At 74.4% G+C, this 12,499-nt stretch carries 9 protein-coding genes; 7 read left to right on the plus strand and 2 right to left on the minus strand.

Annotated features, from left to right (window positions below; genetic code table 11):
• Positions 1-40: 40 nt before the first annotated feature.
• The 5 genes from J7W19_RS21905 to fxsT all read left to right on the plus strand — a co-directional run bounded on the left by J7W19_RS21905 (position 41) and on the right by fxsT (position 9,206).
• Positions 41-1,045 (plus strand): AAA family ATPase, encoded by a 1,005-nt coding sequence (locus tag J7W19_RS21905; RefSeq protein ID WP_004937700.1) that lies wholly within the window; start codon positions 41-43, stop codon positions 1,043-1,045.
• Between the two features lie 6 nt (positions 1,046-1,051).
• On the plus strand, positions 1,052-4,222 hold the full coding sequence (locus J7W19_RS21910) for an SAV_2336 N-terminal domain-related protein (RefSeq protein WP_004937704.1): 3,171 nt from the start codon (positions 1,052-1,054) through the stop codon (positions 4,220-4,222).
• Between the two features lie 126 nt (positions 4,223-4,348).
• Entirely contained in the window at positions 4,349-4,594 is a 246-nt protein-coding gene (locus tag J7W19_RS21915; protein WP_004937706.1) for a hypothetical protein, read from the plus strand.
• Positions 4,595-4,719: 125 nt separating this feature from the next.
• Entirely contained in the window at positions 4,720-6,117 is a 1,398-nt protein-coding gene (locus J7W19_RS21920) for an aKG-HExxH-type peptide beta-hydroxylase (protein ID WP_004937708.1), read from the plus strand.
• A 68-nt stretch (positions 6,118-6,185) separates the two neighbouring features.
• The gene (gene fxsT / locus J7W19_RS21925) at positions 6,186-9,206 is read left to right on the plus strand and encodes an FxSxx-COOH system tetratricopeptide repeat protein (RefSeq protein WP_004937709.1); all 3,021 of its coding nucleotides are present in this window, start codon (positions 6,186-6,188) and stop codon (positions 9,204-9,206) included.
• A gap of 44 nt (positions 9,207-9,250) precedes the next feature.
• On the opposite strand, the gene J7W19_RS21930 is transcribed toward fxsT, so the two are convergent.
• Both J7W19_RS21930 and J7W19_RS21935 read right to left on the minus strand, forming a co-directional pair.
• Complete coding sequence (locus J7W19_RS21930; RefSeq protein ID WP_004937712.1) at positions 9,251-9,451, minus strand: helix-turn-helix domain-containing protein; 201 nt, start codon at positions 9,449-9,451, stop codon at positions 9,251-9,253.
• The gene (locus J7W19_RS21935) at positions 9,448-10,032 is read right to left on the minus strand and encodes a Uma2 family endonuclease (protein WP_004937717.1); all 585 of its coding nucleotides are present in this window, start codon (positions 10,030-10,032) and stop codon (positions 9,448-9,450) included. The genes J7W19_RS21930 and J7W19_RS21935 overlap by 4 nt, the downstream gene beginning before the upstream one ends.
• 487 nt (positions 10,033-10,519) lie before the next feature.
• On the opposite strand from J7W19_RS21935, the gene J7W19_RS21940 reads away from it, so the two are divergent.
• Positions 10,520-11,287 carry an SGNH/GDSL hydrolase family protein gene (locus tag J7W19_RS21940; RefSeq protein ID WP_004937720.1) on the plus strand — a complete coding sequence of 256 codons (768 nt, stop codon included), beginning with the start codon at positions 10,520-10,522 and terminating at the stop codon, positions 11,285-11,287.
• A 1-nt stretch (position 11,288) separates the two neighbouring features.
• On the plus strand, positions 11,289-12,476 hold the full coding sequence (locus tag J7W19_RS21945; RefSeq protein WP_004937722.1) for an acyltransferase family protein: 1,188 nt from the start codon (positions 11,289-11,291) through the stop codon (positions 12,474-12,476).
• Positions 12,477-12,499 lie beyond the last annotated feature (23 nt).

Below are 12,499 nucleotides of genomic sequence, written 5' to 3' on the forward strand. Positions count from 1 at the left end.
TGACAGCCGGGAGAGCCACGCCGGCAACGAGGAGCCCGATGTGAACGATTGGCGCATCTACCGGGGAGCCGGCCTGCCGCACGACGGCGTCCGGCGATTGCCTCCGCCGCCCCCCTGGCGCGACTTCGCCGCGGCCGGGCCCGACACCGGCGCCGGCACGGACCCGAGCGCGGCCCGCCGGCTGGGGGTGCAGCGCCGGCTGGTGGAGAACCACCACCCGCGGCCCGAGGAGGTCGAGGCGGTCAACGCCGCGCTGTACCTGCGCCGTCCGCTGCTGGTGACGGGCACGCCCGGAACCGGAAAGTCCACTTTGGCCCACGCGGTCGCCTACGAGCTCAAGCTCGGCCGCGTGCTGCGCTGGCCGATCGTCAGCCGCTCCACCCTGCGGGACGGCCTCTACCACTACGACGCCATCGCCCGCCTCCAGGACGTGCAGTTGGAGCGGGCCGGCGCGGACGTCGGCGAGCGCCACTCCATCGGCTCCTACCTGCGGCTGGGTCCGCTCGGCACCGCCCTGCTCCCGGCGGAGCGGCCCCGCGTGCTGCTCATCGACGAGCTGGACAAGAGCGATCTCGACCTCCCCAACGACCTGCTGAACGTGCTGGAGGAGGGCGAGTTCCGGATCCACGAGCTGGAGCGGATCGCCGACCGCGAGCCCGAGGTCGAGGTGGGGACGGACGACGGCGGCCGGGCGGTGGTCCGCTCCGGCCTGGTCCGCTGCACCACCTTCCCGCTCATCGTCCTCACCTCCAACGGCGAGCGCGACTTCCCGGCCGCCCTGCTGCGCCGCTGCATCCAGCTCGACCTCGAACCGCCGGGCGAGGAGCAGCTCACCGCGATGGTCCGGGCGCACCTGGGCGACGACGCGGTGACGGACGGGAGCGAGCTGATCCAGCGGTTCCTGCGGCGCGAGCCGGGCGAGGTGGTCGCCGCCGACCAGCTGCTGAACGCCCTGTTCCTCACCCAGCACGCCCCCAGCGCGGAACGCGTCACCCGAGAACGGCTCGCCGACATGCTGATGCAACCGCTGGACCGCCCGAGGTGATGAGCGATGACGGCGCCCCCCGAGCCGTGGCTGGAGGAGCTGGTCGGCCGGTTGCGGGCCACCTCCCAGGACGTGACCGCCGAGGAGATAGCCGACGCGGTGTGGCTGGCCGGACGGATGACCCCGGGCCCGGGGGCGCCCACCCCGTCCGGGGAGGGCGCAGAGCGCGCGGCGGCCGGTGAGACGGCCGCTGCCGCGACCGGCCGGCGGTCCGGGCTCACCGACCGCGCCCGGGTTCCGGACGAGCCCCGGCTGCCCTCGGCGGGCGGCGGGGAGCCGGCGCCCGAGGGTTCCGTCGGCGTGCGCCTCGACGGCCGTGGGGCGCGCGGGACGGGTGAGACCGCCGCGGCGGCCGGCCGGGGCATGGGTCCGGCCCGGGCCACCGACGCCGTCGAGCGGACGTTCCCCGTCCGGGTGCCCTGCGCCGCCTCCCTGCCCGGCCTGCTGGGGCTGCAGCGCGCCCTGCGCCCGCTGCGCGGCTACCGGTCGCTCGCCGCGCCCCCGCGCGGGCCGCTGGACGAGGACGCCACCGCCGACCGCGCGGCCCGCACGGGCGTCGTCCACCCCGCCTACCGCCGGGGCGAACGGCAGGCGGCGGCCATGCAGTTACTGATGGACACCTCCGCCTCCATGGTCGTCTGGGAGCGGATGCTGGACGAAATGGAGCAGACCTGTTCGCAGTTGGGCGTCTTCCGCGACGTCCGGGTGCGGTATCTGCACCGGGCGCCCGACGGTACGCCCCTGATCGCCACCTCGGCGGCCGGCGGCGCTCCCGGCTCGTCCCGGCAACGCCCGCGCCCCGCAGACCAGTTCCTCGACCCCTCCGGCCGCCGGCTCACCCTGGTCATCAGTGACTGCGTGGGTCCCCTGTGGCAGGAGGGGCGCGCCCAGCGGCTGCTGCACCGCTGGTCCGCGACCGCGCCGCTCGCCGTCGTCCAGCCGCTGCCGCCCAGGCTCTGGCCGCGCACCGCGCTGCCCGCCGAGGGCGGGACGCTCACCCGCGACCCCCTGTCGGGCGGCCGGCTGGGCTTCGAGCCGGACGCCTTCGGCCCGCCCCCGCCGCGGGGCGCACTGCCCGTGCCCGTCCTGCTGCCCGTCCGCGAGGCGCTGGGCGCGTGGGCCCGGCTGCTGTCCGGCCCCGGGCGGACGGCCGTGCACGGCGCGGCCGGCTGGGTGCTCCCGGAGCATCCGGCGTCGGCGCCACCGCCCCCGGAGGAGACCGGGAACCTCACCGCGGACGCCCGCCTGGCCGCGTTCCGCGCCACGGCCTCGCCCGGCGCCCTGCGCCTGGCGACGCACTTCGCGGCCGTTCCCCTGGCGTTGCCCGTGATGCAGATGGTGCAGCGGGCGATGCTGCCCGACACCGGGGCCATGGAGCTGGCCGAGGTGCTGCTCGGCGGGCTGCTCTGGCGGGTGCCCGCCCCGACGGGCAGCGACGCGGCCACCGGCCCCTGGTACGAGTTCGCCGACGGCGTCCGGGAGCTGCTGCTCCAGTCCCTCGGGGTGGACGAGGCCACCCTGGTGCTCAAGCACTGCTCCGACTACGTGGAGCGGCACTTCGGCCGGAGCGCCCGCAACTTCTCCGCCCTCGCGGTCGCGCGGCTGCGCGGCCGTCCGCTGCCCGACACCGGCGCCGACGACCCCGCCGACTCCGCCGATCCCTCCGGCTCCTCCGGCGCGGAACCCGAGCTGTTCGCCCGGGTCCCGGCCCGGGTGGTGCGCTGGTACCGGCCGACGCCCCCGGAGACCGGGCCGGTCGGCGAGGCGGCGGGCCTGCTGCGGCTCTGGCACGACCAGGGCGACTCCGCCCTGCTGCACGAGGCGCGCGGCCTCGTCGCCCCCCTGGCGGCGGCCCCGCTCGCCGGGCCGCACGGCGACGGACGCGACGAGGCGGTCCGCGCCCGGTTCGTGCTCGGCGGCGTCCTGCTGGCCCTGGCCGGCACCGAGGCCGTCCGCGACGATCCCGCCGGCCGCCGCGAGCTGCTGGACCGGGCCGTCGCCCTGCTCGCCGAGGCCCACGCGCACACGCCCCCCGGCACCGGGGAGCGCACCGCCGCCGGCACCGACGCGCACACCGCCACCGGCCTCGAACTGGCCGCCGCCCACTGGGCCCGCTGGCGGGCCGCGGCCGATCCCGCCGACGGTTCCGACCTCACGGCCGCCGAGGCGGTCCTGCGGGCCCTGCCCGCCCGGACCGACCGCCGGCTGCGGCTGGGCCGGGTCCTGCTGGCCCTCGCCGAGTCCGGCACCGAGTCGAGGGTCCCGCGCGCCGCCGAGGCCGCCGTCGAACTCCGCGCCGCCTGCGAGCTGCTGGAGGCCGAGGACGCGCCCGACGGGCGGCGCTGCGCCGCCCTGCTGGACCTGGGCCGTGCCCTGCGGCTGGCCGGCGAACCCGCCGCGGACACGCTCGCCGTCCTCGACCGGGCCGCCGAGGCCGCCGCGGACGAACTCCAGTCGCTCTACGCCCACCTCGAACGCGCCCGCGCGCACACCGGCGCGGGCGACGGCCCGCGGGCCGACGAGGCGTACACCGCCGCCGTCGCCCTCACCGGCCGCGACAGCCCGCGCCGCTGCCAACTGCTCACCGAGTGGGGCGAGTCGCTCCTCGGCCGCGCCGAGGCGGCCGGGCCGGCCGGGGACACCGGGACGGTCTCCCGCGCGGAGGCGGTCCTGCGCGAGGCGTACGCCGTGAGCCCCGGGCGCTCGCCACGCCGCCCGCGCCTCCAACTGCTGCTCGGGCGCGCCCTGGTGCTGCGCTACGGCCGGCTCGGCTTCCTGCCCGACCTCTACGAAAGCTGTCACCTGCTGGAACAGGCCGCCCGCCGGGCGCCGGACGGCGACACCCGCGCGGAGGCGTGGCTGGAGCTGGGCACCGCGCGGCTCGCCCTGCGGGAGCGCTCGCCCGGCCTGCCGCTGACCGACGCGGCCGACGCCTTCGCCGCCGCGGCCGAACAGGCGCGCCGCAGCGCCGGGGACGAGCCGGGCTCGGTCGTCGCCGCCCGCGCCTCGCACCGCTACGGCGAGGCCCTGGAGCGGATGGGGCTGCGCCGGCAGGCCCTGGCCGCGTACCGGGCCGCGGCGGGGGAGTGGCGCGACCTCACCGCCCGGCTGGCGGAGGTGCCCTGGGAGGAGGTCGCGGCCACCCGGGAAAGCGTCGCCCGCCTTTCCGGGGGGTGACCGTACGTGGTCCGAACGGGTTTCCGGATTACGGCGCCCGGGAAGAACCGAGCAGCCGCGAGGGGGCCGTCCACCGGACGTCCGGCGGGAGCCGCGGCAGGGAACCATGGCAGGGAGGAGCAGAGGGTGGCCAAGCACAGGAACGCCGCCGCGTCGGACCCCGCGGGCGGAGCGGGGGCGGCGCCGCCGCTGCCCGACCTTCGAGGCGTCGGCCTGCGCGGCCTGCGCGGCCTGCGGGATCCCGGCCTGGCCGCCGCCGTCGACAGCACGCTCCGGCGGCCGGCCGAGCTGGACGAGACCTGGTACTCCAGCGGCCACCAGGGGGGCCGCTTACGGGAGCCGGTGGAGGAGGCGGCCGGGGCGGGCGCGTGACGAGCGGAGAACAGAGCGGGGAACGGAGTGGGGAGCCGGCCGCGGGGACACCGCCCGGACGGCGGCCCGCGCCGCCGCCGCGTCCCGCGGGGGACGCGGGGCGCGGGGCGGGAGCGCGGGCGCCGGTGTCCGTACGGCCGCGCCCGGCCGCGCGACGGGCCGGCGACCCCCCTCGGCCCCTCGCCACCGCCTCCCTGCCGCTCGCCGTGAGCCTCGTGGCGCCGGACGCGCTGGAGCGGCTCGCGCGGACGCGCGCCACGGCCGACGACCTCGCGCTCCTCCTGCACGCCCTGCACAGCAGACGCCTCGTCCTCCTCAAGTCCCTGCTGACCCGCCTGGAACGGGACCCGCGCGCCGTCCCCGCCTCCGCGCGGGAGCGGTTCGAGGCGCATTGGAGCCTGATGGAGCGCGCGGAGGCGCGGCACGCGCCGGCGGTTCGCGACACCCTCGACTACCCCTCCGTCGGCAACTGGCTGGCGCGCGCCCTGGCCGCGCCCCAAGGCGCCCCGCTCGCCGCCGAGCTGGAGCACTTCGGGTCCGTCGCCGCCGCCGCCGCACTCCGCTCCGGGGCCGCCTTCACGGCCGAACTCGCCGCCCCCGCGGGGACGCTGGCCCTCCCCGGCATCGGCCTGCTGGAAGCCGGAGCCCCCGTCGTCCGGCTCACCGCCCGGGCCCGTACCGCCCGCCTCACCGTGCCCGGCGCCGGCCGCCACCCCGCGCACCACGGGCCGGTGCTGCTGCGCGGCGCCCGCCGGGTCACCGGCGCCGGGACGGGCTGGCACGGCCTGCGCAGGCTGCCCGGCGCCGCCGCCGTCCTGGACGACCTCGACCCCTACCGCGCCCCCGCCACCGGCGTCGGCCGGACCGCCCTGCCGCCTTCCGGCCGCACCGCGGGCGCCGGCCGGCCCTGGACCCGCCGCTGGCGCGCCGCCCTGGGCCTGCTGCGCGCCACCGACCCGCGGCGGGCCGCCGAGACCACCGCGCTGCTGCGCTGCCTGGTGCCCGTCGCCGGCCCGGCGGACGGCGGGGAGACCGAGGTCAGCGCCACCGCCCGGGCGGCGCCCGGCGCCATACTGGCCACCCTGCCGCGCACCGCCGCCGACCTGGCCGAGGTGCTCGTCCACGAGACCCAGCACACGAAACTGGCCGTGCTGCACGACCTCGTCCCGCTGCACGACGCCGGTCCCGCGGCCGTGCACCGGGTCGCCTGGCGGCCCGATCCCCGCCCGCTCGCCGGTGTGTTCCAGGGGACGTACGCGCATCTGGCCCTCGCCGAGTTCTGGGACCGGGCGGCCCGGGGGACCGCCCTGCCGGACGCGGTGCGCGAGGAGGCGCGGACCCGGTGCGATTCGTACCGCCGACAGGTCGCGGAAGCGGTGCCCATCCTGCTTGAATCCAGTGAACTGACTCCCGCGGGCCGGGAGTTCGCGACGGGCATGGAACGGCTCCTCCTGAGTCTGGGACGAACCGGACGCATGGCGCCCGGCATCGCCGGTGCGTCATCATGTGATGACGTACAGTGATGATGTCGCCGCACCGGACCCCCGGGCGGCCGCCCGGACCACGCGGTGCGAAGGAACGAGGGACGCGCATGAACACGCAGCGGTATCAGGTCGGCGCCGGTGCGCAGGACCGGGTCGGCGAGCACTTCACCATCGTCTTCGCCGGCTTCTACCGGCCTTGGGCGACCTGGATCCAGCACCGGCTGGAAAGCCACGGCCACCGGACGACACTCCACCGCTGGGACCCGCCCCGAGAGGTCCCCCTGGAGGCCGCGCTGGGCGACCTGCTGCTCGCCAGGGGCCGGATCCTGCTGGTGCTCAGCGACTGGTTCTTCGAACTCGGCCCGCGCCGCGAGGACGAGTGGAACGAGGCGCTGCGCGGCATCGTCGCGGACAACGTCGACCGCTTCGCCGCCGTCAACCTCACCAACCGGGCGCTCCTCCCCGCCACCGCCGTCCTGGAGCCGGCCGACCTCTGGGGCGTCGGCGCGCCCGAGGCCGAGCGCCGGCTCCTCGCCCGCCTTCAGCTGCCCGAGGGCCCGCCCCGGCGCCCGCTCCCCGCCGGCCCGGGCGCCCGCTACCCCAACGACCCGCCGGCCGTCTGGGGCGACGTCCCCCGCCGCAACCGCCGCTTCACCGGCCGCGACGACCTGCTCAACCAGGTCCAGGAGCAGCTGATGGACGCCGACCGCGGCACCGCCGTCTGCGTCCTCGTCGGCATGTCCGGCATCGGCAAGACGCAGATGGCCGCCGAGTACGCGCACCGGTTCAGCTCCGACTACGACGTCGTCTGGTGGGTCAACTCCGACACCCGCGGCACCCAGCGCGAGCGGTTCGGCGAGCTCGCCCCCGAGTTGCAGCTCGACGTCGGCTCCGAGCCCGGTGAGCGCATCCGCGCGCTGCGCGAGGCGCTGCGCCGCGGCGAGCCCTACAAGAACTGGCTGATCATCTTCGACGGCTGGGACGACACCGACCTCGTCGACGAGATCCTGCCCTGGGGCCAGGGGCACGTCCTGATCACCTCGCGCAACCGCCTCTGGGACCGGTACGGCGCCACCGTCGACGTACCGGGCTTCCAGCGGCACGAGAGCACCGGCTACCTGATGCGCCGCGCCCCCCGGCTCACCGCCGAACAGGCCGACGCCGTCGCCTCCGAGCTCGGCGACGTGCCCATCGCCCTGGTCCAGGCCGCCGCCTGGCTGGGCGAGTCGGACATGGAGGTCGCCGACTACCTGCGGATGGTCCGGGACGGCGACGGGGTCGGCCTGGCCGACCACGGCGAGTACGAGGGCATCCCCACCTCGATGATCACCTCCTGGTCGATACTGATCAACCGGCTCCGCGAGACCCAGCCCCACGCCGTCGAACTCCTCACCCTCTGCACGTCGTTCGGGGCCGGCCGGATCCCGATCGGCCTCATCCGCGTCATGCCGCCCGCCCAGCTGCCCGACAGCCTCGGCTGGCTGGTGTCCGACCTGCCGAGCTGGACGCGGGCGCTCGACACCCTGGTCAACTACTCGGTGTTCACCCGCGAATCGCGCGACCTGCGCACCACCCAGGCGCACGAGCCCGGACCCGAGCAGGAGTCGGTGCACATGCACCGGCTGGTCCACGACATCGTCGCCCGCCTCACCTCACCCGAGGAACGGCAGCTGCACCGCCGCATCGTCCGCCGCATGATCGCCGCCGCCGACCCGGGCAACCCCCAGGACAGCCGGCTCTGGCCCCGCTACGCCGAGCTGCTGCCGCACCTGGAGCCCTCCGGCGCGCTCGGCAGCCACGACTACCGGGTCCAGGAGACCGTCCTCAACCTGCTGCGCTACTGCATGCACAGCGGCGAGTTCCGCACCGGCGTCGAGCTGGCGGAGCAGATCCGCACCCAGTGGTCCGAGATGTTCCCGCCCGAGCACCCCCGGATGGTCGAACTCACCACCCAGCAGGGCAACATCCTGCGCGCCCACGGCCTCTTCCGGGCCGCCTACGAGCTCGACCGCGAGTGCCTGGAGCGGCTGCGCGCCCTCCCGGACACCGACGCCGGCAGCCTGATGACGGCCACCAGCTGCCTCGCCGCCGACCAGCGCTTCCTCGGCCAGTACACCGAGGCCCTCCAGATGCAGCGCGAAGTCCTCAACACGGCCCTCGAACTGCTCGGCCCCGACGACTACACCACCCTCCTCGCCCAGCACAACCTCGGCGTCGGCCTCCGGCTGCTCGGCCGCTACTCCGAGGCGTACGACATCGACCTGGAGACCCTGCGCGCCCGCGAGAACCAGCTCCGCGCCCGGCACGCCGCCACCCTGGTCTCCGGCATCGCCTGCGCCCGCGACCTGCGCCTGATGGGCCGCTACGGCGACGCCCTGGCCCGCCAGGAGCTCGGCATGCGGCTGCACATCCAGGTCCTGGGCGCCAACCACCCGCAGACCCTGCGCGCCCGCCACAACCTGCTGCTCTGCCAGCGCCGCGCCGGCTCCCCGCAGGACCTCACCGGCGCCATGGCCGGTCTCCTCGAACAGATGGAGCAGGTCCACGGCCGCCGGCACTACGCCACCATGGGCCTCGTCGTGGACTTCGGCAACTACGCCCGCGAGCACGGCGACATCCGGCAGGCCCGCGAGCTCATCGAGGAGGGCGAGAGCGGCTTCCGCACCCTCCTCGGCCCCGCCCACCCCATCAGCACCGGCATGCTCTCCAACACGGGCCTTGTCCTCCAGGCCGCCGGTGAACGGGCCGAGGCCCTCACCATGTTCGAGTCCGCCTACGCGGGCCTGGCCGCCTCCCTCGGCCCCGACCACCCCTGGGTCCTCGGCTGCGCCCTCAACGCCGCCGCCGGCCGCAACTTCACCGGCCGCCTGGAGAGCGCCGCCGACCTCAGCCGCGACACCCTCCGCCGCGCCCGCACCGCCCTGGGCCAGGACCACCCCTTCACCCTCTCCTGCGAAGTGGCCCTGGCGGCGGACCTGCGGGCGCTGAGGGAGCACGAGGAAGCGGAGAAGGTGGAGGAAGACGCCCTCCAGCGCCTCGCCCGCACCCTGGGCGCCCAACACCCCCACGCCCTCTCGGCCCGCCAACGCTCCCGGCCGTACTGGGACTTCGAGCCGTACCTGGGATAAGAGGTGCCGACCGGGAGGCGGTTCCCACTGAGACGGGTCGGCCGCTACCGGCGGGGTGTGAGGCTCACCGTGATGTCGCATTCGAGGGCGGCGGCCAGGCGTTGGAGAACCGGAAGGGTCGGTATCGCCTTGCCGGACTCGACGCGCGAGACGAATGCCTGTCCTGTGCCCGCGCGGGTGGCGAGCTCGGCCTGGGAAAGGCCGAGCTCGATCCTCCGGGAGCGGACGAGGGCCGCGGTGTTCACTGCGGCGCCGCGTTGTAGCGCGGCAGTTCACCGGTGTCGATGACCCAGTCGCTGATGGTGATCTTGTCGCCGAAGGTGTAAGGAACCCTGGCGCTGTACTCCGGGACGCCGTTCTTCGATGTGATGGCCCAGTAGTGGACGCACGTGCCGTCACGAGGGTCGACGATCAGATAGTGCGGGATGCCGAGCCGGGGGTAGTGGCGCACCTTGCTCTCGTAGTCGTTCTCCGGGTTGGAGGGCGAGACGATCTCGACGGCTGCCAGCAGGGCCTCGGGGTCGATGGCGTCGTCCGTGTCCATGGCGGCTTCGGGAAGGACGAGGACGTCGGGACGGCGCAGCTGGCCGAGGTCGGCCGCCTCGATGTCGCCCGAGGTGGTGGCGACGATCCCGGGAGGCAGCTGCGGCTGGAGTTGGCGTTCGATGCGCAGGGCGGCGAGGCCATGACGTCCTGCGGGACTCATCATCATGATGATCTGGCCGTCGCTGATCTCGACATGTGGGCTCAGGGGCGCCGGCGGCGTGAGGTGTTCGGCCAGTGAGCGCAGCTGGCGGTAGATCTCTCGTCGCGTCGCAGCCGTCATGACCTCACCTTACATGACGAAATCGTCATATAAGGGGTGAACGAGCGGGCCGAGGCCCTCGTCGTGTTCGAGTCCGCCCGCGCGGGCCTGGCTGCCTCCCTCGGCCCCGGCCACCCCTGGTCGGCCACCCCTGGTCCTCGGCCGCGCCGCCAACGCCGCCGCCGGCCGCGACTTCACCGGCCGCCTGGGAGGCGCCGCCCCCGCGCCCTCTCGGTCAGCCAACGCTCCCGGCCGTACCGGGACTTCGAGCCGTATCGGGGGTAGCGGCGCCTCGGGTGGTTCAAGTAGCCCCTGTGGCAAGGCCGTTACCGGCGGTGCCCCGCGAACGCTCGCGGTGACGACTCACAAGTCCGTGGTGAGAGGACGCACCTCTCGGACGTGAGTCGGGTCAAGGAGCGGCGCATTGGGTACGGAACGTCAGTGGGTGCGCGAAGAGTCGGGGACATCCCGGGCGACCGGGCGAGCGGCCACCCGGAAGAGTGCCATCGTGCTCGCCGCGGTGCTCCTGGCGGGCACGGGGGCAGTCCACGCGTCCGACGGTGAACCGGGGGACCGCGGCACGCACTGGAAGGTGCCCCGCCTCGTGGTGATGCCGCTGGGTGATTCGATCACCTATGGCGTCGGCAGCTCGGACGGCTCCGGGTACCGGGGCACACTGCGGAACCGGCTCGCCAAGCATGCCGGAACGCTGGATTTCGTCGGCTCGGAGCGGAGCGGCCGGCTTCCCGACCCCGATAACGAAGGCCATCCGGGGTGGCAGATCGACGACATCTCGACCAACATCGGCACCTGGCTGCCGGCGGCCAAGCCCAACGTCGTCCTCCTGCACATAGGGACGAACGACCTGGCCTACGACTACGGCTACGGCGTGGACGACGCCCCCGGCCGGTTGGGCGAGCTCATCGACAGGATCACATCGGCCGCCCCCGACATGACCGTGCTGGTCTCCACACTCGTTCCGGCCGGGGACCCCCGTACACGGAAACGCATCGACGCCTTCAACGCCGCGGTGCCGACCGTGGTGGCGGAACGCCGGCGCAGAGGATTCCACATCGGCCACGTGGACATGGGCAGGCTCACGAAGCAGGACCTCATCGACAGGCTCCATCCGAACGACGATGGATTCGCCAAGATGAGCGACGTCTTCTACGACGGAATCGCCCGGGCCGCCGTCGCCGGATGGATCCGGCAGCAGGTGGGTGTCAAACCGGCTCCGACGCCCAAGGTGTCCCCCGACAACCGACGGGAGCGCTGACATGAGCTCCCCGGCCCCCGGCACCCTCGACCACGGACCGGCCGAAAGCCGGCGAACCAAAGCACGCAGGCTGTACGCCCTGGACGGACTGCGGCTGATCGCGGCCCTGATGGTGGCCGCCTTCCACCTCATGGCCTACAACGGCCCGGGCTGGACCTACCCTGTGCAGATCGTCTTCCCCGACGCCCACGCCGTCGCGTACTACGGATGGACGGGGGTCCAGCTCTTCTTCCTCATCAGCGGTTTCGTCATCTGCATGAGCTGCTGGGGGAAGAGCGTGGGGGAATTCGCCGTATCCCGGGTGACGCGCCTCTATCCCGCGTACTGGTTCGCCGTCATCGCCGCCGCCTCGGCCCTGTGGCTTTTTCCCGGTGTGCGGGACGCCCCCACGCTCAGCGGTCTGGCGGTCAATCTCACCATGTTCCAGGACCCGTTGGGAGTGGACCGGGTGGACAGCGTCTACTGGTCCCTGTGGGCCGAGATGCGGTTCTACCTGCTGTTCGCGCTCGTCGCCTGGCGTGGGCTGACGTACCGGCGGCTCGTCGCCTTCTGCCTGGGGTGGGCCACCGCCGGAATGCTCGCCACCAAAGTCGACAACGGTCTTTTCCGGGCCGTCGTCATGCCGGAACACTGCTGGTACTTCATCGCCGGCATCGCCCTCTACCTGATCCACCGGTTCAAGCCGAACGTGCTGTTGTGGGGCATCGTCGCGGGCTGTTTCCTGCTAGGCCAGCATTTCCTGATCGCCGCCCACGCCTCGAACGAGCGCTACGCCGGGGTGAAAGCGCCCCTCTGGCCCGCCACGCTCCTGCTCGCGGCCGCCTTCCTCGCGATGGCGGCGGTGGCCGTCGGAATGACCGACCGCATCACCTGGCGCCGACTGCCCGTCCTCGGCGCCCTGACGTACCCCTTCTACCTGCTCCACGAGGACATCGGGTGGATCTTCATCCGGCACATGGAACACCGCATGAATCCCTATGCCGTTCTGGCGGTTCTGTTCTCGGCGGCCCTCGTCGCCTCCTGGCTGGTACACCGCTGGATCGAACGACCTCTGGGACGCCGCCTGCGGCGGGCCCTGAACAAGGGATTCGAGGAAATGCGTTTCTACAGTCAGCCCCTGCCTTCCTTGGAAAGCCCTTCCCTCGACGGCCCGGTGAAGGGATCCGGCGAATCATCCATTCCCCACTGACGCGGTTAGCCTTCCGGTGCCGA

Origin of the sequence: Streptomyces mobaraensis NBRC 13819 = DSM 40847 (assembly GCF_017916255.1) — a bacterium.
In the GTDB taxonomy this organism is placed as follows: Bacteria; Actinomycetota; Actinomycetes; order Streptomycetales; family Streptomycetaceae; genus Streptomyces; species Streptomyces mobaraensis.